This is a genomic window from Weizmannia sp. FSL W8-0676 (assembly GCF_038593015.1).
Lineage (GTDB): Bacteria > Bacillota > Bacilli > Bacillales > Bacillaceae_C > Weizmannia > Weizmannia coagulans.
Map to the genome: position 1 here is coordinate 1,861,111 of NZ_CP151954.1, position 26,999 is coordinate 1,888,109.

A 26,999-nucleotide genomic window follows, 5' to 3' on the forward strand; every position below is an offset into this window, starting at 1 on the left:
CCATATTGTTTTATCGTTATTTTTTATTATCATCGACTTCTTCAAAATCAGCGTCGACAACATTGTCATCCTTTTTTCCGTCTCCCCCGGCATCCGTGTTTTGCTGCTGTTGTGCTGCCTGCTGATACAGCTTGACGGACAAGTCCTGCACGATTTCCTGCAGCGCATCTTTTTTCTGCCTCATTTCATTGAGATCATTTTTCTCAATGGCCGCTTTTAATTCGTCCTTTGCTTTTTCGGCTTTGGAAATTTCAGATGCGTCCACTTTACCTTCCAGTTCTTTTAATGTTTTTTCAGCAGTGAATACAAGCATGTCGGCTTCATTGCGGAGTTCCGCTTCTTCTTTGCGTTTCTTGTCTTTTTCTGCGTTAGCTTCCGCTTCTTTTACCATCCGTTCGATTTCTTCATCGGACAAAGTGGTGGACGATTTGATCGTAATCTTTTGCTGTTTGCCGGTGCCAAGGTCTTTTGCGCTGACATTGACAATCCCGTTTTTATCAATATCAAACGTAACTTCAATTTGCGGAATGCCGCGCGGTGCCGGCGGAATATCGGTCAATTGGAAACGGCCGAGCGTTTTGTTGTCGGCAGCCATCGGGCGTTCGCCCTGCAGGACATGAATGTCAACGGCTGTCTGGTTATCCGCTGCAGTTGAAAAGATTTGCGATTTTGAAGTCGGGATCGTTGTATTGCGCTCAATCAATTTCGTGAACACGCCGCCCATTGTTTCAATTCCGAGCGACAGCGGCGTAACGTCGAGGAGCACGACGTCTTTCACATCCCCCGTCAATACCCCGCCCTGGATTGCGGCACCCATTGCTACAACTTCATCCGGGTTGACGCCTTTATGCGGTTCTTTCCCGATTTCTTTGCGGATCGCTTCCTGAACGGCCGGAATCCGGGTTGAGCCGCCGACTAGGATGACTTTATCGATGTCATTCGCTGTAAGCCCTGCATCCTGCAATGCCTGGCGTGTCGGGCCCATTGTCCGTTCAACAAGGTCTGCCGTCAGTTCGTCGAATTTCGCACGGGTTAACGTCATTTCCAGGTGGAGCGGGCCTGATTCCCCTGCCGTAATAAACGGCAGCGAGATTTGGGTGGAAGTGACCCCTGACAAGTCTTTTTTCGCTTTTTCAGCCGCATCTTTTAAACGCTGGAGCGCCATTTTGTCTTTCGACAGGTCGATGCCGTGTTCTTTCTTAAATTCACTGACAAGGTAATCGATGATCGCCTGGTCGAAGTCGTCGCCGCCGAGATGGTTGTCGCCGGCAGTTGCGTGCACTTCAAAGACGCCGTCGCCGAGTTCAAGGATGGAGACGTCAAACGTACCGCCACCAAGGTCAAATACAAGGATGGTCTGGTCCTCATCCGTTTTGTCAAGGCCGTATGCCAGCGCTGCAGCAGTCGGTTCGTTGATAATCCGTTCGACTTCAAGCCCGGCAATTTTCCCGGCGTCTTTTGTTGCCTGGCGCTGGGCATCATTGAAATAAGCAGGGACCGTAATGACCGCTTTTTCGACTTTTTCGCCCAGATAATCTTCCGCATATGATTTCAAGTATTGCAGAATCATGGCGGAAATTTCCTGCGGCGTATATTCTTTTCCTTCCGCTGTGACTTTGTGTGTCGTGCCCATATGGCGTTTGATCGAAATGATCGTATTCGGATTTGTGATCGCCTGGCGTTTTGCGACTTCCCCTACCAGGCGTTCCCCGTTTTTAAAAGCGACAACAGACGGCGTTGTCCTGCCTCCTTCCGGGTTCGGAATGACTTTCGGTTCGCCGCCTTCCAGAACTGCGACACATGAGTTCGTCGTACCTAAGTCAATGCCGATAATTTTGCTCATGATAATGCCTCCCTTAAAAATTTATGTAAAGCGCGTTACTCGTTCACTTTCACCATGGACGGGCGGATCACCCTGTCTTTTAACATGTACCCTTTTTGGAATTCCTCAATCACAACGTTGGACGCAGTGCCTTCTTCCTGCCCCTGCATGATCGCCTGGTGATAGTGCGGGTCGAATTCTTTCCCAATTGCTTCAATCGGTTCTGCGCCTTCTTTTTTCAGCGCCTCCAAAATGCTGCGGTAGACCATTTCCATCCCGTCCAGCAACTGGGCCGTATGTTCGTTTCTTTCAGCCATGGACAGTGCGCGTTCAAAATTGTCAAGCGCCGGCAGCAGGTTCACAATCAGATCCTGTGCTCTGTATTTCTCGGCTGCTTCACGGTCCAGATTCACGCGGCGCCTGTAATTATCAAAATCTGCGCGCAGGCGGAGATAGCGGTTTTCAGCCTGTTCGAGCTCATTCCGCAATTTCTCAATCTCCTCTTTTGCTTTTTCCAGTTCTTCAGCGGCATTTTCTGTTTCAGGCTTCTCCGCCGTTCCAGCTTCATTGCCTTCGCCCTCCGGCGCCGCCTGCGGATTTTCCGTATCTTTTTCTTCCGCAAAAATGGATTCAATTTGTCCTTCTTTCACTTCATCCGAAGCCCGCTTTTGTTCGTCTTTCACTTCTTCTGAAGCGCGTTTGTTTTGTTCTTCTGCCATGAGCGTTCACCCCCTTTAAAATGAGACGGGCATAAAAAAGCCCAGTAAGAAAGGACTTAAAGCATGTACCCACGCTTTAAGCCTCCCTACCCAATATGCCCGTATTGCCTATCTGTCATACAATTTCGTCAAGGCGTTGGTCATATCATGGCTCAAGAAATCCACTATGCTGATGACACGTGAATATTCCATGCGCGTAGGGCCCAAAATTGCAATTTTGCCGACCGGCTGGTCACCGATTGAATAGGTGGCTGTAATCATGCTACAATCTACCATCTCGGAAATCTGGTTTTCTCTCCCGATTTTTACGTGAATGCCACTCGGCACGCGTTTGACCAAGTCATAAAAACTGTCTTCCCGTTCTATCATATCAAGAAGGGGCCGGACTTTCTCGAGGTCATGGAACTCCGGCTGGTTCAAAATATTGGCTTTCCCACCGACAAAAAGTTTATCATGCCGGTTTTCGTTAAACATGCTGATCACGGTCTTCAGGATCGATTCATAGTTTTCAGTATGGCTGCGCAAAATGTCAGCGACTTCCTTATATATTTTATCCTCTAAATCCGGAATCGGCACATTGGCCAGCCGTTCGTTAAAAATATTGACCATTTTTTCCAGCTCGCCCGGGCGGAATCCTTCCGGCAGCGAAACCGTCTTGTTCTCCACGCGGCCGGTATCGGTAATCATAATGGCAACCGCCGTTTTTTCATTCAGCGGGACGATCTGCATATTTTTCAGTTTCGTATCTTTGACTTCCGGGCCAAGCAGAATCGCCGTGTAATTCGTCATTTCGGAAAGAATTTGGGCGGACTTTTTCACAAGCTCTTCCATTTCATCTATTTTTTCGGCAAAAATCGAATGAAGCTGCCAAATGTCTGCCGGTCCCAGTTTTTGTGGCGACAGAAGGTGATCGACATAATAACGGTACCCTTTTTCAGAAGGCACCCTGCCGGATGACGTATGTGTTTTTTCAATAAACCCGAGTTCCTCAAGATCCGCCATTTCATTCCGGATCGTAGCGGAACTGAAGGAAATGCCGTTTTTCTTGGAAAGCGTCCTGGAACCTACCGGCTGGGCGGAACGAATAAAGTCATCAATGATCACTTGCAAAATCAACAGCTGACGATCAGTTAACAACTTCCATCACCCCTGTTAGCACTCCACATAAACGAGTGCTAATTTATATAAATAAATTAACAAAATCCCCTGTTGTTGTCAATATATTTACTTTGCCCGTCAACTGAGGAGAAAAGCTTCAAAGACTTCATTGCCCAGAAAACGCCCTTCCCTTGTCAGCCGGAGAAAACCGCCCTTTTCTTCAAGAAGCCCGCGTTCTGTCATTTCTTTGATCGCGCCTGCAAAAACCTCCTTCATATCCGCCCCGAATTTTTCACGGAAATGGCGGAAACGGACGCCTTCGTTTTTTCTGAGCCCGAGAAACATTTCTTCTTCCATTTTTTCTTTTTTTGTCTCTGTATGTTTTTCCATGACAGGGAGGCACCCGTCCCGAAGCATGCCGATATATTTCTTCAATGCGCCGTAATTGGACAGACGGACACCCTTTTCATACCCATGTGCGCCGGCGCCGAAACCGAAATATTCTTCATTGTTCCAATAGACGAGATTGTGGCGGCTTTCATAGCCGGGTTTGGCAAAATTGCTGATCTCATACTGTTTCAAGCCGTGCTTTTCCATCTCGTCCATTAACATGCTGTACATATCCGCTTCCGCATCTTGTGACGGCAGGCGGAGTTTTCCTTTCCGCATCAGATTGTAAAAAATCGTCTTTGGCTCAATGATCAGCGAATAACTTGAATAATGCGGCAGCCCCATCGACAAGGCTTCGCCAAGCGTTTCACGGAAATCTTCAAGCGTCTGCCCAGGAAGCGCGAACATCAAATCCATGCTGATATTGGAAAAGCCGATCTTTCTCGCATGACTGATCGTCCGGTGCACATCTTCCCGGCGGTGGGTCCGCCCGATTTTCTCGAGCAGCCGGTCATTGAACGACTGGACGCCGAAACTCAGCCGGTTGACACCGTAATCATGCAGAAGGCGCAGCTTTTCTTCGGACGTTTCCCCAGGGTTGGCTTCAAACGTAAACTCCCCGTCCCCGTCATAAGGCAGAATCGTGCGGATGCCGGCAAGCAGTTTTTCAAGCTGCCGCTCATTCAGCGCTGTCGGGGTGCCGCCCCCGACAAAGACCGTGCTCAGCTTTTCACAAGGGGATTCAGCCGTTTTGATCCGCATTTCTTCCAGCAGCATCTCAATGTATTCATCCACCGGCTGGCCTTTTAATAAAAATTTATTGAAATCGCAGTAATAGCAAATATGTTCGCAAAATGGAACATGGATATATGCGGCTTTCATTCCATCACAACCTTATTTGTTTTCATCACGGGCATGTCCCGGGGAAAAGGAGCGCGCGGACAGCCGCCAATCCGCTCCCTGCCCGCCCCGGTTATTTTTTCGGGGTATCGTCCATCTTCAGCACAGCCATAAACGCTTCCTGCGGGATTTCAACAGAACCGACCTGCTTCATCCTTTTCTTGCCCTCTTTTTGCTTTTCAAGCAGTTTCCGTTTCCGGGAAATGTCCCCGCCGTAACATTTTGAAAGCACGTTTTTGCGCAATGCTTTAATATTGGAACGCGCAATAATTTTCTGGCCGACTGCCGCCTGTACAGGCACTTCAAACTGCTGGCGCGGGATGAGTTCTTTTAATCTTTCGACGATCGTCTTGCCGCGTTCGTACGCAAAGTCGCGGTGGACGATGAAACTGAGGGCGTCCACTTTTTCCCCGTTTAATAAAATATCCATTTTTACGAGATTGGACTGTTTGTAGCCGATCAATTCGTAATCAAAAGAAGCATACCCTTTTGTGCTTGATTTCAGCTGGTCAAAAAAGTCGTATACAATCTCGGAGAGCGGGATTTCATAAATGACATTAACGCGGATATCATCGAGGTACTGCATATCGATAAAATCGCCGCGCTTTGCCTGGGCAATTTCCATCACTGCGCCGACATAATCGTTCGGGACCATAATGGACGCGCGCACGTACGGCTCTTCGATATATTCGATTTTCTGCGGTTCCGGCAAATTCGCCGGGTTATCAACCGTCACTTCACTGCCGTCCGTCAGTTTGGCTTTATAAATGACGCTTGGCGCGGTGGTAATGAGATCAATGTTGAATTCGCGTTCCAGCCGCTCCTGGATGATTTCCATATGCAGGAGCCCGAGAAAACCGCAACGGAAACCGAAACCGAGCGCCTGCGACATTTCCGGCTCATATTGCAGCGACGAATCATTTAACTCCAGCTTTTCAAGGGCATCCCGCAAATCATTGAATTTCGCGCTGTCTACCGGATACAGGCCGCAGTAAACCATCGGATTCATCCGCCGGTAACCAGGAAGTGCTTCTTTTGCAGGGTTTTCGGCGCCCGTAATCGTATCGCCGACGCGCGTGTCTTTTACATTTTTAATTGATGCCGTTAGAAACCCGACATCACCGACGGTTAATTCGTCTATGTACAACGGTTTCGGGGTGCTTACGCCGAGCGCTGTCACTTCAAATTCCTTGCCGGTTGACATCATTTTAATCTTATCCCCGACTTTGACGGAGCCTTCCATTACACGGATATAGGCGATAACGCCGCGGTACGGATCATACAGCGAGTCAAAAATAAGCGCCTTCAGCGGGGCGTCCGGATCTCCTTCAGGCGCCGGCACTTTTTCGACAACTTGTTCAAGAATATCTTCAATCCCAATCCCGGCTTTAGCGGAAGCAAGAACGGCCTCCGACGCATCAAGGCCGATCACATCCTCTATTTCCTGCTGGACGCGTTCCGGATCGGCGGAAGGCAGGTCAATTTTATTGATGACCGGGATAATTTCAAGATTGTTATCCAGCGCAAGATAAACATTTGCAAGCGTCTGCGCCTCCACCCCCTGCGCGGCATCGACGACGAGTACCGCCCCTTCACAGGCGGCAAGGCTGCGTGACACTTCATATGTAAAGTCTACATGTCCCGGAGTATCAATCAAATGGAGAATGTATTCTTCCCCGTCATTTGCTTTATAGTTCAGCCGGACGGCATTTAATTTAATCGTAATTCCGCGTTCCCGTTCCAGTTCCATCGAATCGAGGAGCTGGTCCTTCATTTCGCGCTTGCTCAGCGCGTGGGTCTTTTCCAGAATGCGGTCGGCCAAAGTCGACTTGCCATGGTCGATATGTGCAATAATGGAAAAGTTGCGGATCCTCCTCTGCCTGTCTAATTTTTCTTCACGGTTCATCATTTACCTTCACTCCTGTATTCGGCACATGTACACTATTTCTGATTATATCAGCAGGAAAGCGCGACTTCAACGAAAAATGATCAGCCGCGCATCGCAAAAAAAGAACCGCCTGTCAAGACGGCTAACGGTTTCCTGATTGCCCGCTCCCGGCGCCGTTTACACTGTCCGCCTGCCAGTAATACCCGGCAAACACATCGGCAAAAACATCCATTGTCCGGTACATTTCTTCAAAAGTATTATCCACACCGCCGACTTCAATTAAAAAAGCATTTCCCGATAAGTCCTGGTTGAATTTTCCGTTGGTCGACGCCCCTTTTTTCAAAATGACCCCCCTTGACAGATTTTTATACTTCTTTTTGATCAAGTTGTGCAAATCCTCAGCCAGCTTTGCATTCTTTTCCCAGTTCGGGTTTTCCCCGCCGATTACAAAAGCGATTTTCGCATACGATTTTCCATTAATGGTAACGGTCGTATCTTTTTTTCTTCTCGAATCGCGGTGGATATCAATAAAATATTGAAGGTCGCGGTCGTTTCTCATCGCCGATTCGACGACGGTGCGCGATCCCTGGTAAGACTGGTAATACTGCATATGGTTTTTCTCAAGCAGCTTTAAAACATCGGTCGTATTTGCCTCTGCGCCAATTCCCTTGTCCTCGAGATCTTCAGCGAGCCTCTCCCCGACTTTTGTTACGTTGATCTTCGAATGCTGGGCAAGGTCGGGATTCGTGACGCCTTTTAAATACGGCAGATAGGACTCATGTGTATGGGTAAAATAAATCAACACCCGTTTCTTGCCGCCCGTTGTCCGCCCGGGCCGCCGTTTTGCATCGTCCGGACCGCCTTTTTCCTCGATTTTTTCCGTATTTTGTGTGGCCGGGTCTTTCGCTTGCAAGGCGCTGTCAGGCGGGACGGATTCAATCGGCATATTGGTATAGTCAGCGCCGTCTCCGGCAACAAGTATTTTGCTGTCAAAGATTTCAAATCCTGGCAGTTCACGCCCGAGAAAGCTGCGCGGATCTTCAAAGCGGATGTTGGTGAGCATTTCAAAAACAAGATTGCCGACCGGCCGCTCGTCCGTATCCGGAAAATGGTGCACAAGCAGCTGGCTGTCCGACAGCAGGTACTTGTACAATGTTTTGCTTGAAAGATGCTTTGCGGCTTCATTGACGGCTGAAGAGGAAACCCGGTAACCCGGCTTCAAAGACGTCAGCGTGCCAATTAAGATGACAACAAGCACAAGGGACAGGATGACTATGGAGATAAGGCGTATCACACTGGTCAGATTCAATATAAAAAAATGGCTGGAATGCCTGCCGCTTTTCATCGTCCCACCCTTTCCAATCGATTCTATTACATTCTATGAATCTCATGGAAGAATAGAACACCGAAAAGAAGAGGCACCCCCGGGTTATGGCGGCGCCTGCAACTTATCTCGTCTTAAAGCCGGTATTTTCCTGGTTCACATGGGGGTGGAGCGCCGCATTCAGTCCGCTCGCCAGAAGATTTGCCATATCTTCCATAAAAATGTCGACTTCTTTCGGCGTCACCATTAAGTTATGGCCGAGCGGCGCGAGCACTTCGTGAATCAATTTCCGCTTTTCCTGCTCATCCAGATTGCCGACAATCCCCATGAACATTTTCCGTGCTTCACTTCCCGGCAGATCGTCTTCCGTCAGCTTCCGCTTTTCCCCAAATGAAAGCCCTGCCGGTGCAAGCGCCCGTGAAGGCCGGCCTGATTCTTTCATTTCTTTGCCGAAATGTTTTAACAGAAAATCGATCGTGTCGCTTGTAATCGTCACGGCGTCCACCACTGTCGGAACGCCGATCGCAACAACCGGCACACCGAGCGTTTCTTTCGACAATTCTTTCCGCTTGTTGCCAACACCGGATCCCGGCTGAATGCCCGTATCCGAGATCTGGATCGTGGCATTCACCCTTTCCAGCGAACGGGATGCAAGCGCATCGACGACAATAATAAAATCCGGTTTCGATTTTTCACTGACGCCGAATATAATATCGCTCGTTTCGATTCCGGTCAGCCCCATGACCCCCGGGGCAATCGCGCTCACCGGCCTGTAGCGCGATTCAACGTTTTCCGGCTCGATTTTAAACAGATGGCGGGTGACGAGTACTTTTTCGCAAACAAGCGGGCCGAGCGCATCAGGCGTAACATTCCAGTTGCCGAGCCCGACAACAAGGCAGCTCGCTTCCTCTCCAATATTTATATGCTTCAAATATTGGTTAAACTCATCCGCGAACACTTCTTCCACCTTTTGCTGGATGTCCGTATCCCCGCTGCGGATGCCCTGCATTTCAATGGTCAAATAATTCCCGGCCTTTTTTCCGATGACTTTTTCCCCTTTTTTGGAAATTTGAACCGTCGTCACTTTCATATCGTTTACGGTCCGTTCTTCCACCGTTACGCCTTCCAATTCTTCGCTTTCCCGGTTCTTCACTTTCTCTTCCACTGCAAGATCGCGCGCTTCAATCGCTAAATCTGTGCGGACGGAATAAACACTAAGATCCATTTGTTCGTCTTCCTCCTTTTTGCCGTTTCCTTTATCCTTGTTTTTCCCCATTCCCGGCAGACCATTCGTTTTGTGCAAATTCCGGCCCAATGTATTGCAATCTCGTCTTCCATTTGTTACAATATCATTTGTTCTAAAGTGAATGTGGACGAGCCAAACAAGGTTTGCTCGTAGGAGGTGAAACGGGTGCCAAACATTAAATCTGCGATTAAACGCGTAAAAGTGAACGAAAAAAACCATGCTCAAAATAAAGCGGCAAAATCCGCCATGCGCACGGCAGTGAAAAAGTTTGAAGCAGCGGTTGAAAACAACGACGAAAACGCAAAAGAACTTTTAGTCGATGCGGTAAAACGCCTTGATAAAGCTGCATCTAAAGGCCTTATCCATAAAAATGCGGCAAGCCGCAAAAAATCACGCCTGATGAAAAAATTATCCGCACAGGCGTAACGCACCAAAATAAAAAAGACGCGCGATCCGCGTCTTTTTTATTTTGCCTTCATTTCATGCAGTTGAAACAAAAACATTTCAATGATCATTTCTTTTTTCAGCCCGCCCGATTTCATCCGGTAGTCGCTGTCGGCAAGCAGCGCCATGATCCGGTTCAGTTCATCCGCGGAAAAAAGCCCCGCCTGCCCCGCCGCCAGTTTTACCCTGTATGGATGCACTTTTAAATAAGATGCGATTTGCTGCTGGCCGTAGCCGAGCCTCGCCAGTTCTTTCGTCTGGTAGATGAGCCGGAACTGGCCGGCAAGGAGCGCCAATATTTTAATCGGCTCCTCATTAAGTTTTAAAAGGTCATAATAGATCCGGAGCGCCTCATCAATGCGGCGGTGAACCACTTTTTCAACGAGTTCAAATACATTTTGCTCCAGCGACCGCGCCGTCAGCATTTCCACCATTCCATCTGTTATTTCATTGCCGCTTCCGGCATACAGGGCTAGCTTATTTATTTCATGATCGAGCGCATTCATATTGGTGCCGGCAAGGGAAACCAAATGTTCCACTGCCTTCCTGCCAATCCGGCAGCCTTCTTCAGCGGCGCGGGAGACAAGCCACCCTTCAAGCTCCCTTTCATTTAATTTTTTTGCCTGGAAAGTTGCGGCCTGCTTTTTGATCAATTTCACCAGTTTTTTCCGTTCATCCAGTTTTTCATAAGGCGCAACCAGCACGAAAACCGTGTAAGGGGCGGGAGACTTCACGTATGCTTCCAGCTTGTCCAGCCGGTGTTCCACTTTCTGTTTCTGCTTTTCAGCAGTCAAAAAAAACGGGTGGTGCGCAATCACGAGCCGCCTCTCCCCCATAAAAGGGGATGTTTCCGCATCTTCGATCGCTGTCTCGACCGGCACCTCCTCCAGGTCATACGAAGCATAATTAAAATCCGCCTCTTCCGGAGTGAGCGCATAATCCAGCAATTTCTGTTTCGTTTTTTGAATGAAATAATCTTCTGCACCGTACAATAAATAAAGCGGGGAAAATTGCCCGCGCTCAATCTTTTTCCATAATTCATCCATTCTGTTCCGCTCCCAAACCTTTCTTACTCCCTATGTTAAGAGAACGGGCGCATTGTTGCAAGCAGAAAACAAATGGAAAAGGGGATCCGTAAAATCCCCTTTATCTATATAAACGTTAACGGAACAGTCCCGGGAAGCTTTTCCGTTAACGGTGGACCCGTACCCTTATTGTCACACGCAGCCGGATATCTATGAATGACAACTCCATCCAAAACGGTGGAAATCGTTCTGAAATTATCATATAATCAAAAAACAGGGAGGGGTTTGGATGAACGAATTCGAGCAAGATGTCCAGTCGAAAACGAATGATGTCGCCGATGCCGGAGCAGGTTTTCTCATCTCTTTTTTGTTTTTTGCGCTGATGTTTATCATTGCAACTGCAGCAGACATCATTGGCAGATAGCCTCGCTTCGGGCAGTGCCGGAGCCATTCCGGACGGTTTTTTAATTAATGTATATTATGGGAGGACGGTTGAAAAGGTTCCCTTTTCTTTGAAAAAGCGGTATTGCACCGCCCCGTCCTCATCCGTCCGGAAAATGAATACCCCGTTTTCGCTGAGCCGTTTGACCACTTCCGGAGACGGATGCCCGAAACGGTTATGCTTTCCGACAGAGATGACGGCGATCCGCGGATGATACTTCCGGATGAGCGTTTCGCTTGTCGAAGTTTTGCTGCCGTGATGCCCGGCTTTTAATACGTCAATACGGATATCCGGATAAGCCGCCACAAGTTTTTCTTCTCCTTCCTGCTCAAGGTCCCCGGTAAACAGCCACGTCTTTCCACCTGTTTTCGCATAAAGGACAAGCGAGTCATTATTCCCCTCATACGTTTCGTCAAACGGCGAAAGATATTGAAATACCCCCGATTTGTTTTGCCATCCGTCCCCATTTTTCATCTCATACACCGGGATTTTTTTCTGGCGGGCGCAAGCGAGCACCTTCTGCATGAGCGGTTTTTCCCATGAATGGGGCGAGATATGGATTTCTTTGACGTGGAGAGATGTGATCACAGCCGTTGCGCCGCCGATATGGTCCTCGTCGCTGTGCGTTAAAATCAGCTTATCAATCGTCGTAATCCCCTGGCTTTTTAGAAATGGCACCACAATATCTTTGCCGGTTTCAAACGGATGCTCCCTTCTTTTCCATGCCGGTTCCGGAAACCGGACGGTCCCACCTGTGTCAATTAAATACGCCCCCCTTGAAAGCGGTAGCCGGATTAAAATACTGTCCCCCTGCCCGACGTCGATAAAGGTGATTTTGCCGAAAAGCGAATACCTGTTTTCCGCAAGGAGGAGCATGAGAACACAAACAAGCGGCAGGACAGCCCGGATCGTTTTCTTGCCGTTTTCCATCGCCGCCAAACAATAAACTCCCGCACCTGCCATCAGGATCGATCCCCAGTATGGCGGCCTCCCGGTAACGAGCGTGGACCAGCGGCCGTCGATCGCTTCCCCCGTTTTTTCCGAAAGCCGAACGAGCCCGTCAAAGCACGCGGCAAAGACGGAAAACAGCGGCGGCGCCACCCATTCTGTAACAAAGGCAAGCGCAGCAAGCGGGAGCAGCACATACGTATAAAGCGGTACATAAAAAAGATTGGCAACAAGCCCCGCAATGGAAAACTCATAAAATGAATAAGATAGGATGGGAAGTGCCGCAAGCTGGGAAATGAACGAAATCGCGAGCCCTTTTTGCAACGGGCCCCGGAACCGCTCTAGAAGAGGACCTGAAAGAAGCAGCGCGGCGCAAACAGCAAAAGAGAGCTGGAATCCGATATTGTACACAATATTCGCATTTTTTAGTCCGTACAAAATGAAACAGATGGACAAAGCATCAAGCGGCCCGATCGGCAGTTTTTTTTGCCCGGCCAGCACAAGCAGCATCGTCATTGCTGCCGACCGGACAACCGGCGGGTTCATGCCGCATAATCCCGCATAAACCGGCATCACCCCCAGTAAGCAAACGGTGGCACGTTCCCTTGTCAGCCCGAGCCGGATGAGCAAATAGTAGCAAAACCCGGCAACAAGTTGTACGTGAAGCCCGGAAATGGCAAGCAGATGGACAACGCCAAGCCGCTGGTAAAGCTGGTACACATCGTCATCAAAGTCTGTTTGCTCGCCAAACAAAAGCGCTTCTGCGTACGGTACGGATTTTTCCGGAAATGTTTTTTGAATTTGAAGCAGGGAGCGGTGGCGGATTTTTTTCAAGAAACCGTGCAGATGCTGCGGCGGGCTGTTGCACGCGGAAAGCCGGTCCGCTTTTAAAATCCAGTGGATATGCTGATGGGCCAAATAGTTGCGGTAATGAAATGCGGACGGGTTGCGGTTTGGCTCAGGAGCTTCCAGTTCCCCTTGAGCCATGCAAACCGTTCCGGGGGATAAAGTTTGTTTCAAGGTTTCCAGTTCTGCCTCGCTCCCGGCGTAATACGTTAACATAAACGTTTCTTTTCCGGCTTCCGCCTTTCCCTTGACCGCGTTCCCGTCGATGCGCGGATAATCGCTGAAACGGACGGGCATCCGGGCACTGCCGGCATGAAATTTTGTATCATACGCAAATGCCTGGAAATAACCGCTAAAAATCCCCAACCCGTAAAAAACGGCGGACAACAGGAGCAAAGGCCGGTTCCGGGACAGGAAAATCCGGATCCAAATCAAATGGGCCGAAAGAACCAGAAGCGGCGGCGCGTGAAGGCCAACCAGGATGCCGCTTAATGCAGCGAGCGCGGCGAACAGCCAGTTGCCTTTCACACCATCACCCTGTTACGCTTTCGGAACGGATCCCGTTTCCGTTTCTTGATAAGCGCCTGCAAATAATGCCGCCGCCATTTGCTGCAATTCCTCCAGTTCTGCCGCTTCCGCCCCGTGGTCCTTTGCAATCATGAATAATTTCTCCACCAGTTTGGCTTTTTCGCTTGCCCGGATATCGAGTGTTTCCGGATGGAACGGGACATGCTCGACATGCACCCCCGCTTTTTCAAAAAGCTCTCTTGCATACGGATGCACCCGGTAATCCTGTGCATAGTACACGTTTTGAATCCCTGCCTGAATGATCGCTTTGGTACAGTGCAGGCACGGGTAATGGGTTACATAGAGGTCCGCGCCGTTTGTCGCCACCCCGAATTTTGCACATTGCAAAATGGCATTCATTTCAGCGTGGATCGTCCGCACGCAATGCCCGTCAATCACGTAGCAGCCCTTGTCAATACAGTGTTCGTCCCCCGCGATGGATCCATTGTAGCCGCCTGCGATAATTCTTTTATCCCTGACGATCGTCGCCCCAACTGCAAGCCTTGAACAGGTGCTCCGCCAGGATAATAAATGGCTTTGCGCCAAAAAATACTGGTTCCAGGAAATCCGGTCCATTTTTCTCTTCCTTTCTGCTCATCCTTACTGTAAAGTGATGGAATTTTCGATTTTGGCAAAAGTCTGGTCCCCAATCCCCGACACATTTTTCAAATCTTCCGGCTTTTGAAAAGGGCCGTTTTTCTCCCGGTATTCGATAATAGCCGCAGCTTTTGACGGCCCGATGCCCGGAAGCGTCTCAAGCTGGGTCTGGTCGGCCGTATTGATATTGACCTGTGCGGCCGCTTCACTGCTTGCCGCCGTCCCGGAAGAAGCGGAAGCGGGAGCTGAAATTCCGGCAGCCGCCGGGGCAGTTTGGGCAGAAGCCGCTTTTTCGCCTTTTTTCGGCACCTCGATTACCATTTCATCTTTTACCTTCTGCGCGAGATTGACCTGATTCCGGTCGGCGTTTTCGTTAAAACCCCCCGCTTCCTGAATGAGGTCATAGACCCGGTCATCCGCTTCCGCTTTGTAGATGCCGGGATGCTTCACCGCGCCTTTCACATCCACGTAAACTTCGGCAGCGTTCTGCGTTTGGGCCGAGGATTGCGTTTGTGCGGTGTTTTGGGTCGAGTGATTTTGCACATCCGTCCCGCCCCCCTCAGGCTGTCCGGACTGCACGGCCGTTTCGGGTTGCCGGTAAGCCCCGGACGCGGTGTCCATACCTCCATTTTGGCTAAAATAGTAAAAGATTGCAATCGTAATGGCTGCCACAGCTGCAGCAGCATGCCAGCGGTATTTGAGAAACAACGTTTTCAAAGACCTTCACCTCTGTTTTTCTTTTTTCAGATACATAATCGCCCGGATCTGCGCATATATTGTACCGGGCGCTGAAAGATCGGCGGCTTGAGGAGGGAAACCAGCATGGACATTGGCGTGATCGGAACGGGAAATATGGGCAGCATGTTAATTGAAGCTTTGATAGAAACAAAAGCCGTTACGCCTGCACAATTCCGGATCACAAATCGCACACCTGAAAAAGCCGCAAAACTTGCAAACAAGTATCCCGGGATTCAGGTTGAGAATATAGAAAATACCATTTTGGAGAGCGATTTAATTTTGCTGTGTGTTAAACCGCTTGAGATGCACGGCATTCTGGAGAAGGCCGGAGGCGCCTTCCGGAATGAACAGTGCCTTGTCAGCATTACAAGCCCCGTTACAGTCGGGCAGCTCGCCGCAATGGTCCCCTGCTCGTGCGCAAGGGCCATCCCGAGCATCACGAACAGGGCAGCTGCCGGTGCGGTTTTGCTGACATTTGGCAGCCAGTGCACAAGCGAGTGGCAGGAAAAAGTAAAAACACTGTTCTCCAAAATATCCACCCCGGTTGAAGTTGGCCAGCAAATCACGAGAGTGGCATCAGATCTGGTCAGCTGCGGCCCTGCTTTTTTCAGTTTTTTGGCGCAAAAAATGATAGAAGGAGCCGTCCGCAAAACAAAGATTGACAGCGACACCGCCTGCATATTAACGGCTGAGATGCTGATCGGCCTGGGGGAACTTTTGAAGCAGCAAATTTATACGCTGCCTGCCCTGCAGGAAAAAGTGACGGTAAAGGGCGGTATCACCGGCGAAGGATTAAAGGTGCTTGAAAAAGGGACGGATGGCTTATTCGAAAAACTGTTTGAAGCGACACACGAGAAATTTAAGGAGGACACGGACGCGGTGGCCGGGCAATTCGGCACACCATGATATTTCGACATCTTTCTGTTTATTCCTGCTTCTTTTTTAAAATTTTTTCAAAAAAAGCATTCTGCGCGGGCAGAATGCTTTTATCGTTTGATGCACGTAAAAAATATCCTTTCGCTTTTTGGGCCGGGCGCTTCTTCTGTAAAATCGGCAGCAGGCGGCATACAATCGAAGCCCGATTCCGTAAGCCAGTTTTCATAATCAGCAACCGGAAACGTCCGCTGTTTATGTAACTCGTCAAACCGTTCATACAAGCCGGATTTCTCATCATATACGAAAAAGCTGAGATCATGTTCAACGGCATGCGGGCCCTCACCTGGAAAGCAGTTCCAGATATAGGAAACCTCGTCCCCGTTATCGGCAAAAGTGTGATGCGGGAATAGCACATCTGTTTTATAAACGGAATGCACGTCAAACAAAAACATTCCCCCCGCCTTCAGGGCTGCATGCACATGCCGAAACGTTTCTTTCACATCCGTTTCCGTTTCCAAGTAGTTCAGGGAATCACAGAAAATCGCGACAATATCAAAATCATGCAGGCCGCAAAGCGCGCGCATATCCTGCTTGAGGAAAGTGATGCGGGCCCCTTCAGCCAGTGCTTTTCCGCTCGCGACTGTAAGCATGTCTTCCGATAAATCAACGCCCGTTACTTCAAAGCCTTCCCGTGCAAGCAGCAGTGACAGTTCACCGGTACCGCAGGCAAGATCAAGCATGCGCCTTCCTTTGACACCATTCCGCTCCCTTTGGCGCATCACCCACTGCAGCCATTGCGGATAGGGCGCCTCTTCCATCAACGCATCGTATACATAGGCGAAATTTTCGTAACTCATTGCAGAACGCTCTCCGCACTGACAGCCGGCGCGTCTCCCCAAAGCCTTTCCAAGTTATAGTAATTCCGTTCATCGCGGTTAAAAATATGGGCGACAATATCCCCAAGGTCAATCAGCACCCATTTCCCTTCTTCAAACCCTTCAATGCGCCGGACCGCAGTTCCTGCTTCTTCCGCTTTTTCTTTCACTTCGCGGGCGATCGCCTGAATTTGTTTATCGGAGTTCCCATTGCAAATCAGAAAATAATCCGCAATCAATGAAATCCCGCGCATATCCAAAACGACGATGTCTTCCGCACGTTTATCATCGCAAGCTTTTACGACTGTTTTTAATAACGTCTGATTGTCCATTTACGCCCCTTCTTCCTTCATCACTAAATCATTGTATAAAGCAATCGTATCCGGAAAAACAGGCTGATTCCGGCCAATTAAAAATGCAATGGTGTGCCCGGCTGCATACAACACCGCTTCATCGAGATCTTTGCCCGCAAGCCGCCTTGCTTCTTCGACACCCGGAAAATTCCGGCCCGGTTCAATATAATCAGCCAGATATACAATTTTCTCAAGCAGCGTCATCCCGGCCCTGCCCGATGTATGGTATTTAATGGCATCGAGCACTTCCCGGTCAGTGATGCCGGCTTCTTTTTCCACCAGATAAGCGCCAACAGGGGCATGCCATAATTCATGATGGAAAGAAAGCAGCCGTTCATCCATCTTTTGATCAATGATGATTTGCTTCATTTCCTCTTCCGGACGGAATTTTGCATAATCATGGAAAATCGCCGCAAGTTCCGCTTTTTTCCGGTCAGCATGATATTTTTCCGCCAGCCAGACGGCGCTTTCGGCAACGCCGAGCGTATGGATATAACGGCGCTCCGTCAGCTGGGCTTTCACAAGTTCCAATGCTTTCTCACGTTCCATATAAATGATGCTCCTTTATATATTCCCACACTGCATCCGGAATTAAATATTTTACCGACCGTTTTTTTTCCAGGCGTTCACGGATCAGCGAGGAGGAAATATGAATTTCCGGAATTTCAACAAATTGGACAGGATACTTTGTCTGGTGCGAATATGCCGGCCGGTTGACGCCGACAAAGCGGACAAGCCGGACGAGCTGGTCGATATTCCGCCATTTCGGCAAATATTCGATCATATCCGCGCCAATGATAAAATAAAAGTCCGTATCAGGTTCCCGCTTTTTAAGCAGCACCATTGTGTCATATGTGTAGGAGCGGCCGGGCCTCTCCATCTCTATGGCCTCAATCGTAAATGCCGGCTGCCCCGAAATGGCAAGCGTGAGCATTTTGATCCGGTCACATCCGGTGATGCCGGCCGTTTTTTCTTTATGGGGCGGATTTTGGTTCGGCATAAAACGGACTTCGTCAAGTTTCAGATCCTGCAAAATTTCGTTCGCTATAATCAAATGGCCGATATGCGGAGGGTCGAACGTCCCCCCTAAAATACCCACTTTTTTCATGCCGCCCACCCTTAAGGCAAAACAATCTCTTTGTGGTTTTTCGATTCTTTATAAAGGACAATCGTATTGCCGATGATTTGCACGAGTTCCGCATGCGCCCCTTCTGCAAGTGCTGCGGCAACAGAATCCTTATCTTCCTCGCAGTTTTTTAGGACGCTGATTTTTAACAGTTCCCGCGCTTCAAGCGCCTCCTGCACCTGTTTGACCATATTTTCATTGACCCCGCCTTTTCCAACCTGAAAAATCGGGCTCAAATGGTGGGCTTTTGCCCGCAAAAAACGTTTTTGTTTACCTGTTAACATGAACTTCCTCCTAAAATGCCTTCAACGATCTTTTTCATTTTCCCGGTATCCGGCTTTACGCCGGTCCATTTTTCAAACGCAATGGCCCCCTGGTAGATAAACATGCCGAGGCCGTTCTGCACCCGGGCGCCGCGTTTTTTTGCTTCTTTTAAAAATTTCGTTTCAAAAGGATTGTATATGATATCAGACACAAACGCACCAGGCTTTAAATGGCGGAGGGAAAGCGGCTGCGCGTCTGTATCCGGATGCATGCCGATCGACGTCGTCTGCACAATCAGCGTATAATTCCCCAGCTGTTCTTCCGCTTCTTTAAGCGTAAGCACCTTTGACGGGCACGGAAAAGGGCTTTCGTCCCGCATTTCTTCCGCTTTTTTTACCGTGCGGTTGCACAGATCAACGGTTACCGCCCCTTCCCGGCAAAGCGTATAATAAATCGCTCTTGCCGCACCGCCCGCGCCGATGACAAGCACTTTTTCCCCGGAAAGCACCCGGCCGCTTTCTTCTTTCAGCGCCTGCATAAACCCCGGGCCGTCCGTATTATACCCGGCCCATCCGTGTGGGGTGCGGATTACGGTATTAACGGCACCGATCGTTTCCGCAAGCGGATCAATGTCATCGAGATACGGCATGATCGCCTGCTTATGCGGAATGGTCACATTAAATCCGGCCACGCCGATTGCTTTCATGCCGTTTACGGCGGCTTCCAGATTTTCCGTTGTGACATGGAAAGCATGATAGTCTGCATCAAGCCCGAGTGCCCGGAATGCTTCATTGTGCATCGCAGGCGACAGCGAATGGGCAATCGGGTCACCAATCACCCCGTATAAATCGCGCATATTTCTCACTCCCCGTTAAAAACAGAACCTTTTTCAGATCAACGACCGGCGCAGCATGATGCGGACGCCCTTTGGCACATAGGCCGCGACAACGGCGCCCGGTTCGTTGACCGTCACCCAGCCAAGCCCGGAAAAAACAATATCCGTCTTTCCTTCTTTAATGGAAAATTCATGGCGAACGAGCGCCGGGAAATCCGCGGCTTCCGCTTTCCCCGGTGGCTGGAGCAATTCCCCGAGCTGGCGCGCATATAAATCATCCGCATTTTCAAGTTTTGTACGGTGAATATTTAAAGCATTTGAAACATAGCAGACAAATGACCGTCTGCCGCCTTTTATATAATCAAGCCGCGCAAGGCCGCCGAAAAACAGCGTCTGCCGTTCATTCAGCTGGAATACAGCCGGCTTGATTTCTTTTTTCGGTGTAATCACCTTTAATTCGTTTTTCCCGACGAAATGCGCCATCTGGTGGTGGTTGATGATCCCCGGCGTGTCATAAAGAGATGTGCCGTCATCAAGCGGGATGCCGATCATATCCAGCGTCGTCCCCGGAAAATAGGATGTGGTGATGACATCTTTTTCCCCTGTTGCCTGCCGTATAATGCGGTTGATAAAAGTGGATTTCCCAACATTCGTGCAGCCGGCAACATACACATCTTTCCCGTTCCGGTACTGTTCGATGGCAGCCATCGCTTCATCCATGCCGTGCCCCTTTGCCGCGCTCACAAGCAGCACATCGGCCGGACGGAGCCCGAGTTCTTTCGCCTGCTGCTTCATCCAGTTGGCCATTTTCGCTCTTTTCACCGATTTTGGCAGGAGATCCTCTTTATTGCCGATTAAAAGAACCGGGTTTTTGCCTGCGAAACGGTGGAATCCCGGCAGCCAGGACCCGTTGAAATCAAAAATATCGACAATTTTTACAACCAGCGCATCCACCTGCCCGAGCCGGTTTAAAATTTTTAAAAAATCATCGTCTGTAAGCGGCACGTCCTGCACTTCATTGTAATGTTTCAATCTGAAGCAGCGCTGGCAAATGACCTGCTCTTTTTCCAGCGCAGATTTTGGCGCGTAGCCTGCCTCATCCGGATCTTCCGTCTGGATGAGCGCCCCGCAGCCGATACAATGGACAGCTTCTTTTTCCAAATTCAATCCTCCCAAGTCAAATAACCTTTTTTCCTGAACCAGCCCATAATCCGGCGTTCAATCATCCGGTTGAGTTTCGTCGCAAAGCCATCTGATTGCGCAACCGGGACGACGAGAATCGTATAAAAACCGCTTCTGTTGCCGCCGAGCACATCGGTCAAAAGCTGGTCGCCGATCACGACGGTTTCTTCCTTTTTCACGTCCATGATAGCAAGCGCCTTGCGGAATGCTTTGCCAAGCGGTTTTCTCGCTCTGAAAAGAAACGGGATGCCAAGCGGGTCCGCAAATGTTTTGACCCGCATTTCATTATTATTGGAAACAATCGTGATTTTGATATGATGTTCCTGCATGTCCTGGAACCATTGGACCAGTTTTGGCGGCGCACTCGGCCTGTCCCACTCGACCAATGTATTGTCCAAATCGGTGATGATGGCTTTAATGCCATGCTTTTTTAATTCTTCCGGCCTGATTGACAGCACCGAGTTCACTTGCCGGTCCGGCAAAAAATTTTTCAAGATCAATCCGTGACACTCCATTCATTTTACCGTTCTGTCCACAAGATGCAAGCTTACCCGCCCGTTTATGAGTATATTGTCCCGAATATGCTTCATTCAAGTTTCTTTTATCATAACAATTTCTACAAATTATTCAACTGATAGCAATGCCCTGTTCCCCGGAAGCCGGAAACAGGAAAAACCGCCGGGCAGTGCGCGCTCAGCGGTTTTGATTGCTTTCCATTAGTCTTGTCCGTATCCATGGGTAAATCGCAAAGCTGCCATGCCTGCTGCTTGAAAATGTTGTGTTTTTCTTGCTTTGCGCTTTATACTTTCGCATTTTCCCCCATTGCTTCGATCAGCAGGTCGGCGATATGGACAGCGCGGACTTTTCCGCTTAAACCGGCTCGTTCGATCCCGAGTTTCATTTGCAGCAGGCAGCCCGGGTTGGCGGTCACAATGGTTGTGGCATGTGTCGCTTTTGCATTTTCCATTTTATGGTCCAAAATTTGCATGGACATCTCCGACTCGACAATATTGTAAATGCCGGCCGACCCGCAGCAGTGATCCGCTTCCTTCATTTCCCGGAATTCTACATTTTCGATGGCGCCAATGAGCAGGCGCGGCGCGGAAGAGGTCTTCATCACATTGCGCAAATGGCATGAATCCTGGTACGTGACCACCTGGTGCGGGAGGCTGAGTTTCCGTTTATGGAAGCCCAGCTCTACGAGAATAGCGGAAATATCTTTTATTTTGCTTGAAAATGCCGCGGCCCGTTCCGCCCATTCCGGATCGTCTTTTAACAAATGGCCGTAATCGATTAAATAAGCGCCGCAGCCGCCGGCATTCGTGATAATATAATCAGCGCGCAAATCTTCGAAAGCCTTGATATTGCGGCGGGCAAGGTCCTTTGCCATCTCTTTTTCGCCGCCATGGCCATGCAGCGCCCCGCAGCATGCCTGGTCCTGCGGGATGACAACCTCACAGCCGGCAAGCTGCAATAGTTTCAATGTCGCATCATTGGTTTCCATGAACATCGTGTCCATCAGGCAGCCGGTAAAAAAGGCAACGCGTTTTTTCACTTCCGCTTTTGGCATCAAATGTTCCGGGCGCTGTTTCATTTCCTTCCATTTTGGAATTTTTGGCAGCACTTTTTCCATGGACGATAAATTTTTCGGCAGAAGCTTTAAAGCGCCTGTCGCATGCGCCGCTTTTTGCAGGCCGCTCCGCTGGTAAAAACCGATCAGGCCTGTTAAAGCGCGCATCCGATTCTGGTGCGGGAACAATTCTTCAAAGACCGCTTTGCGGAGCACTTTTACCGGCAGGGACTGCTTCTTTTTCTTCGACTGCTGGATAATATCCCGCGCTTCTTCCAATAGATGCCCGTACTGGACGCCGGGCGGGCATACCGATTCGCAAGCCCGGCAGCCGAGGCACAAGTCCAAAGAGCGCTCCACATCTTCATCCGGTTCGATAATGCCGTCCACAACGGCTTTCATCAATGCAATCCGGCCGCGCGGCGAGTGCGATTCTTTGAACCCCGATTCAATATAGGTCGGACAGGATGGCAGGCAAAAGCCGCAGCGCATGCAGTTCAGCAGCTGGTCTTCGTCCATCCTTTCCCTGAATTTCTGCTGGATTTCTTTTTGTTGTTCTGCTGTAATCATTTTTCCATCACCACTCGATCCGTTTCTTTGGCAAAGACTTTGCCGGGATTTAAAATATGGTTCGGGTCCAGCGCATTTTTGATCGCATTCATGACGCCAATGCCCGTTTCCCCGAGTTTCCATTCAAGATACGGCGCTTTCGCCCTCCCGACGCCATGTTCGCCGGTAATCGTGCCGCCCAGTTCAATCGCTTTTTGAAAAATTTCCGCAAAGGCTTTTTCAACCCGCTCCATTTCGTCCTGATCCCGGATATCGGCAAGGCAGGTCGGGTGCAGATTCCCGTCCCCCGCATGGCCGAATGTCCCGATATGGAGCCCGTATTTTTCAGCAATTTCATTGATTGCCACCACCATCTTTGCGACTTCGGAACGCGGCACGGTCGCATCTTCCAAAATCGTTGTCGGCTTCAGGCGGGCGAGTGCGCTTAAAGCGCTCCTTCTTGCCGTCATGAGCGCTTCCGCATGTTCCGGGGAAGCTGCCACCTTTACATCGACTGCATGTTGCTTGCGGCAAATTTCCGCGATCTTTTCAATATCGCGTTCAACAACTTCTTCCGGCCCATCCTGCTCAATTAAAAGCACAGCTTTTACATTCGTAGGCAGCCCGATGTGCGCAAAAGCTTCCACCGCCTGCAGCGTCGGCTGGTCCAGAAATTCCAGTGTCGCCGGGATGATCCGGCTGGCGATAATATTAGATACCGTTTGCGCGCACGCTTCGATATCCTGATAGAGTGCAAGCATCGTCTTTTTCGTTTCCGGCATCGGCACAAGTTTCAAGGTCGCTTCCGTAAGAATGGCCAAAGTACCTTCCGAGCCGACCAAAAGCCGCGTCAAATCATAACCGGCCACATCTTTTGCCAGCTTGCCCCCGGTGCGGATGATCTCACCGTTTGCGAGCACGGCTTCAAGCGCCAGCACATAATCGCGCGTCACACCGTATTTCAAGCCGCGCAAGCCACCCGAATTTTCATTTATATTGCCGCCGATCGTCGAGATTTTCATGGAACTTGGGTCCGGCGGGTAAAACAGCCCCTTTTCTTCAACCGCTTTGATCATATCAAGCGTAATGACGCCGGGCTGCACCGTCACCGTCAGATTTTCTTCATCAATTTCCAAAATCTTGTTCATATGCTTAAACAACAGCACGATGCCGCCTTCTATCGGGCATGTGCCGGCACAAAGGTTGGAGCCCGACCCGCGCGGCACAATAGGAATCCGGTGTTTGTTGCAAATTTTTACGATTTTCTGCACTTCTTCTTTATTGCGCGGCGCCACGACCGCATCCGGCATCGCCTGGAACTGCGGGCTGGCGTCATAGGAATATACAAGCCGGCCCGCCTGCGTGTCATCGTAATTTTCCCGTCCGACGACTTGAATCAGTTTTTCTTTGGCCCCGCTTTCAATCATGAAACATTCCCCCGTTCTTTTTGATCATTGATACAGTCAAAAAATTGTTTTCTGTTTCTTTTTATGATAAATCTAAATCATGGGGAATGATATAGAGAAAGATACAAAGTTTACCGGTTTCTTTTGCTTGTTTTTTAGACTTTTATACAAAGGTGGGCCGAGATGCTATTATACCCGAAACTTGCTGAAAATATCGTAAATGAAGTGCAATCGGTGATGGATGAGGATATCATCGTCGTGGATGAAAGCGGGGTGATTATTGCCTCGACGCAAAAAGAACGGATCGGGCATATCCATGCAGGGGCGCGCAAAGTTTTTCAAACGGGCCGGAAGCTGTACATTGATGAAAAAATGACGGCGCAGATGGAAGGCGTGCGGTCGGGGATCAACATGCCAATCCGGTTTGAAGGCCGGACCATCGGGGTGATCGGGGTGACGGGAAACCCGGAAAAAGTTGAACATTATGCGGAATTGATCCGGCGGCTGACGGAATTGATCATTCAGGAAACCGTCCGGACTGAACAAATCCAGTCGAAAACAAGGGGGCTTGAGGCTTACTTTTACGAATGGGTGAATCTTGAGGCCTATGACCAGCATTTTGCCGAACGCGGGATGATGCTCGGGATTCCGGTGCAGGATCCGCATATTTGCTGCTTGTTAAAAGCGGAGATCCCGCAAGCGGTGGAAACGGATGCTTTTCGCTTGCTGCAGGCGGAATTTGAGAACAGCCGGGATCTAATCGTCCGCTGGGGGCCCGGGCTTTTTCTGCTGCTGATCAGTGCAGAAACACCGTTTGCCGCCCGCAGCCTCAGGAGCCGTTTCGAAGCCGTCCAGCATGAATTCGCTTGGAAATACGGCATCCCCTGTGCGGTCGGAGCCGGGAAAACAGCCGGCACAGTAGTCATTCGCCAATCATTTAAAGAAGCGCAAAAAGCCCTGGCATCCGCCGAAAAAACGGGCAGCATCGTCTTTTACGAAGACCTGCTGCTTGATCTTTTGGTCCAGGAAGTGCAGGACGATACACGGAATGCGTTTGTACAAAGAACGATCGGGAAACTGTACAGCCACGCCGGCCTGCTTGAAACATTGCAGGCCTTTCTCGCCCATGACCTGTCCCTGAAAAAAACGGCCGCTGCCCTGCATGTGCATATCAATACGCTCCATTACAGGCTGAAACAGATCCGCGATGTAACCGGCATTGACCCGAAAAAAGCGGACGGCATTGCCTTGTTTTCCTTGGCCCTTCACCTGGAAGGGCAGGAAAACTTGTAACCTGTTGCAGCGGGATGGGGGCAGGAATGTTGCTTTCAATGAACCAGACCCGCACAGAAAGCATCCGCAGGTTTTTACCACTGTGCAGGCGCCCTTTCCAGTATATCGGTTTCTTGCGAGGCACGGATTCCAAATAATCGGATACCGCTGCTTTTTTACATTTTTTATCCTGCTTGTGCAGTTTTCTTGCAGCTTCTAACCTGCTTCTTCCCATACCAAAAAGAGCGGGACACATTCCCGCCCTTTTTCGTTATTTCACTTCATACTGCCCCATCATGCCCAAGTCTTCATGTTCGAGGATATGGCAGTGGTACATGTAAATCCCTTTAAACGGGAACCGCATGATGACTTTCACTGTATCGCCCGGATGGACAAGCACCGTATCTTTCCAGCCCTGCTCATTGGCAGGCGGCGTTTTGCCGTTGATGCTCAAAATCTGGAACTGGACACCGTGAATATGGAACGGATGCACCATTTTTTTCGTGCCCATGGAAGTCGATTGATTTTGAATCTCCCATATTTCAACCGAGTGTAATTTAACCGTCTCATCTATCCGGTTCATGTTCATTTGCCTGCCGTTAATGCTGACGTTCGGGCCCATGCCGGACATGACAAATTTCCGCGTTTTCACCGCTTCTTGCACCGGCATTTTTTCGATCACAGCCAGTTTTTGCGGAACTTTGTAGGTCTGGTCGGCCTTTCCTTTTACTTTAAAATACATGAGCGTTTCTTTCCCATTTTGGAGCCGGAGCGTGCTGCCGTTTTTCATTTTTGAAAAATCAACCAAAATTTCTGCACGTTCCCCGGGAGAAAGCGTTAATTTTTTCATTTGCACAGGCGTCTTGAGAAATCCCCCGTCGGATGCAATTTGCACAAATGTCCTGTTGCCGCTCAGATGAAGATTGTACGTCCTGCCGTTTGCCCCGTTTAAAATCCGGAAACGGACGAGGCCGCGCCTGACCGTTAACTGCGGCTTCACCGCGCCGTTTACCAGTTCGGTTGTGCCCTGGAAGCCGTACATTTCATCTGTCATATTTAATTTGTACACGAGCTGGCCGTTTTTGTTAAAGCGGCGGTCCTGCAGCACAAGCGGAAAATCATTTTTGCCATAGTCTTTCGGAATATCAAGGCTTTCCGCATGTTTATCATCGACATAAATCAGACCGGCCAGGCCTTTGTATACCTGTTCGCCTGTTTTTCCCATCGGGTGGGGATGGTACCAGAGCGTGGCAGCCTGCTGGCTCACCGTAAACTTTGCTTTCCATGTTTTGCCCGGCTGGATGGCAGCATGCGGGCCGCCGTCAGCCGAACCCGGGACAATGAGGCCGTGCCAATGGACCGTCGTTGCTTCCGGCAATTTATTTTTTACGATGATATTCACTTTTTCGCCCGTTTTCAACCGGATGACCGGCCCCAAATAGTCGCCGTTATATCCGTACGTTGCTGTTGTTTTCCTGGAAATAAACGCCTTTTTCCCCTGCTGTGCGGTTAAAGTATACTCCGCCGCGTTGGGATCCGGGTTCGTATCTTTTAAAACGGCTGGAATGGGCAGATCCGGATGCTGTGCCGCTTTATGATTTGTGCTGATTTTCACATAGCCGTTATAAAAGAAAACACCGCCAATACCCACAATGACCACGATTAAAATCAGAGCCCCTAACTTTGTCTTGTTCATC

At 49.6% G+C, this 26,999-nt stretch carries 26 protein-coding genes; 4 read left to right on the top strand and 22 right to left on the bottom strand.

All coding sequences use genetic code 11. The annotated features are described in order from the left end of the window. Nucleotides 1-16: 16 nt before the first annotated feature. The 7 genes from dnaK to gpr form a co-directional block, all read right to left on the bottom strand. A complete protein-coding gene (dnaK, locus tag NST20_RS09175) occupies nt 17-1,843 on the bottom strand; it encodes a molecular chaperone DnaK (protein WP_327076612.1) in 1,827 nt (608 codons plus the stop codon). A gap of 35 nt (nt 1,844-1,878) precedes the next feature. Then, nucleotides 1,879-2,541 (bottom strand): nucleotide exchange factor GrpE, encoded by a 663-nt coding sequence (gene grpE / locus NST20_RS09180; protein WP_061574806.1) that lies wholly within the window; start codon nt 2,539-2,541, stop codon nt 1,879-1,881. Between the two features lie 108 nt (nt 2,542-2,649). Further along, nucleotides 2,650-3,678 carry a heat-inducible transcriptional repressor HrcA gene (gene hrcA / locus NST20_RS09185; protein ID WP_118498195.1) on the bottom strand — a complete coding sequence of 343 codons (1,029 nt, stop codon included), beginning with the start codon at nt 3,676-3,678 and terminating at the stop codon, nt 2,650-2,652. Nucleotides 3,679-3,777: 99 nt separating this feature from the next. Then, entirely contained in the window at nt 3,778-4,911 is a 1,134-nt protein-coding gene (gene hemW, locus NST20_RS09190) for a radical SAM family heme chaperone HemW (RefSeq protein WP_118498193.1), read from the bottom strand. 91 nt (nt 4,912-5,002) lie between these two features. Beyond that, a complete protein-coding gene (gene lepA, locus NST20_RS09195; RefSeq protein ID WP_342399317.1) occupies nt 5,003-6,838 on the bottom strand; it encodes a translation elongation factor 4 in 1,836 nt (611 codons plus the stop codon). A gap of 121 nt (nt 6,839-6,959) precedes the next feature. Next, a complete protein-coding gene (locus NST20_RS09200) occupies nt 6,960-8,162 on the bottom strand; it encodes a stage II sporulation protein P (RefSeq protein WP_061566448.1) in 1,203 nt (400 codons plus the stop codon). 103 nt (nt 8,163-8,265) lie between these two features. Continuing rightward, nucleotides 8,266-9,417, bottom strand: coding sequence for a GPR endopeptidase (gene gpr, locus NST20_RS09205; protein WP_327076615.1), 1,152 nt, complete (start codon nt 9,415-9,417; stop codon nt 8,266-8,268). 135 nt (nt 9,418-9,552) lie between these two features. Between gpr and rpsT the strand changes: the two genes are divergently transcribed. After that, on the top strand, nt 9,553-9,813 hold the full coding sequence (rpsT, locus tag NST20_RS09210) for a 30S ribosomal protein S20 (RefSeq protein WP_017552603.1): 261 nt from the start codon (nt 9,553-9,555) through the stop codon (nt 9,811-9,813). A gap of 38 nt (nt 9,814-9,851) precedes the next feature. On the opposite strand, the gene holA is transcribed toward rpsT, so the two are convergent. Further along, on the bottom strand, nt 9,852-10,877 hold the full coding sequence (holA, locus tag NST20_RS09215) for a DNA polymerase III subunit delta (RefSeq protein ID WP_046720731.1): 1,026 nt from the start codon (nt 10,875-10,877) through the stop codon (nt 9,852-9,854). Nucleotides 10,878-11,145: 268 nt separating this feature from the next. Between holA and NST20_RS09220 the strand changes: the two genes are divergently transcribed. Further along, nucleotides 11,146-11,280, top strand: coding sequence for a YqzM family protein (locus NST20_RS09220; RefSeq protein ID WP_017552601.1), 135 nt, complete (start codon nt 11,146-11,148; stop codon nt 11,278-11,280). 54 nt (nt 11,281-11,334) lie between these two features. On the opposite strand, the gene NST20_RS09225 is transcribed toward NST20_RS09220, so the two are convergent. Genes NST20_RS09225 through NST20_RS09235 form a run of 3 tightly spaced genes read right to left on the bottom strand, consistent with a single transcriptional unit; the run spans nt 11,335 to nt 14,973 of the window. Next, the gene (locus NST20_RS09225) at nt 11,335-13,620 is read right to left on the bottom strand and encodes a DNA internalization-related competence protein ComEC/Rec2 (RefSeq protein WP_342399318.1); all 2,286 of its coding nucleotides are present in this window, start codon (nt 13,618-13,620) and stop codon (nt 11,335-11,337) included. 12 nt (nt 13,621-13,632) lie between these two features. Then, complete coding sequence (locus NST20_RS09230; RefSeq protein WP_017552599.1) at nt 13,633-14,235, bottom strand: ComE operon protein 2; 603 nt, start codon at nt 14,233-14,235, stop codon at nt 13,633-13,635. A 24-nt stretch (nt 14,236-14,259) separates the two neighbouring features. Further along, a complete protein-coding gene (locus NST20_RS09235; protein ID WP_046720728.1) occupies nt 14,260-14,973 on the bottom strand; it encodes a helix-hairpin-helix domain-containing protein in 714 nt (237 codons plus the stop codon). Between the two features lie 105 nt (nt 14,974-15,078). On the opposite strand from NST20_RS09235, the gene comER reads away from it, so the two are divergent. Then, nucleotides 15,079-15,900, top strand: coding sequence for a late competence protein ComER (gene comER / locus NST20_RS09240; protein WP_013859710.1), 822 nt, complete (start codon nt 15,079-15,081; stop codon nt 15,898-15,900). A gap of 80 nt (nt 15,901-15,980) precedes the next feature. Here comER and NST20_RS09245 read toward each other — a convergent pair whose 3' ends face one another. From NST20_RS09245 to glcD, 10 genes are all read right to left on the bottom strand, one after another. After that, entirely contained in the window at nt 15,981-16,727 is a 747-nt protein-coding gene (locus NST20_RS09245) for a class I SAM-dependent methyltransferase (protein ID WP_019720541.1), read from the bottom strand. Beyond that, on the bottom strand, nt 16,724-17,077 hold the full coding sequence (gene rsfS / locus NST20_RS09250; RefSeq protein WP_017552596.1) for a ribosome silencing factor: 354 nt from the start codon (nt 17,075-17,077) through the stop codon (nt 16,724-16,726). Before rsfS ends, NST20_RS09245 begins: the two co-directional genes overlap by 4 nt. Beyond that, nucleotides 17,078-17,647, bottom strand: coding sequence for a bis(5'-nucleosyl)-tetraphosphatase (symmetrical) YqeK (yqeK, locus tag NST20_RS09255; protein ID WP_029141916.1), 570 nt, complete (start codon nt 17,645-17,647; stop codon nt 17,078-17,080). It abuts the gene before it with no gap. Beyond that, on the bottom strand, nt 17,637-18,206 hold the full coding sequence (locus NST20_RS09260; protein ID WP_013859714.1) for a nicotinate-nucleotide adenylyltransferase: 570 nt from the start codon (nt 18,204-18,206) through the stop codon (nt 17,637-17,639). The genes yqeK and NST20_RS09260 overlap by 11 nt, the downstream gene beginning before the upstream one ends. A gap of 11 nt (nt 18,207-18,217) precedes the next feature. Further along, nucleotides 18,218-18,508: a ribosome assembly RNA-binding protein YhbY gene (gene yhbY, locus NST20_RS09265; protein ID WP_017552593.1), complete on the bottom strand. Its 291-nt coding sequence runs from the start codon at nt 18,506-18,508 to the stop codon at nt 18,218-18,220. Next, nucleotides 18,502-19,344, bottom strand: a complete 843-nt coding sequence (aroE, locus tag NST20_RS09270) for a shikimate dehydrogenase (protein WP_342399319.1) — start codon at nt 19,342-19,344, stop codon at nt 18,502-18,504. Before aroE ends, yhbY begins: the two co-directional genes overlap by 7 nt. 33 nt (nt 19,345-19,377) lie before the next feature. Next, complete coding sequence (gene yqeH, locus NST20_RS09275; RefSeq protein WP_342399320.1) at nt 19,378-20,484, bottom strand: ribosome biogenesis GTPase YqeH; 1,107 nt, start codon at nt 20,482-20,484, stop codon at nt 19,378-19,380. Between the two features lie 2 nt (nt 20,485-20,486). After that, entirely contained in the window at nt 20,487-21,005 is a 519-nt protein-coding gene (locus NST20_RS09280; protein WP_017552590.1) for a YqeG family HAD IIIA-type phosphatase, read from the bottom strand. Between the two features lie 299 nt (nt 21,006-21,304). Then, nucleotides 21,305-22,645 carry a (Fe-S)-binding protein gene (locus NST20_RS09285; RefSeq protein ID WP_029141919.1) on the bottom strand — a complete coding sequence of 447 codons (1,341 nt, stop codon included), beginning with the start codon at nt 22,643-22,645 and terminating at the stop codon, nt 21,305-21,307. Beyond that, on the bottom strand, nt 22,642-24,051 hold the full coding sequence (gene glcD / locus NST20_RS09290) for a glycolate oxidase subunit GlcD (protein ID WP_342399321.1): 1,410 nt from the start codon (nt 24,049-24,051) through the stop codon (nt 22,642-22,644). Before glcD ends, NST20_RS09285 begins: the two co-directional genes overlap by 4 nt. A 162-nt stretch (nt 24,052-24,213) precedes the next feature. Here glcD and NST20_RS09295 point away from each other — a divergent pair, with 162 nt between their 5' ends. Next, nucleotides 24,214-25,323, top strand: a complete 1,110-nt coding sequence (locus tag NST20_RS09295; RefSeq protein WP_342399322.1) for a sugar diacid recognition domain-containing protein — start codon at nt 24,214-24,216, stop codon at nt 25,321-25,323. A gap of 250 nt (nt 25,324-25,573) precedes the next feature. On the opposite strand, the gene NST20_RS09300 is transcribed toward NST20_RS09295, so the two are convergent. Next, nucleotides 25,574-26,998: a multicopper oxidase domain-containing protein gene (locus NST20_RS09300; protein WP_342399323.1), complete on the bottom strand. Its 1,425-nt coding sequence runs from the start codon at nt 26,996-26,998 to the stop codon at nt 25,574-25,576. Between the last annotated feature and the right edge of the window lies 1 nt (nt 26,999).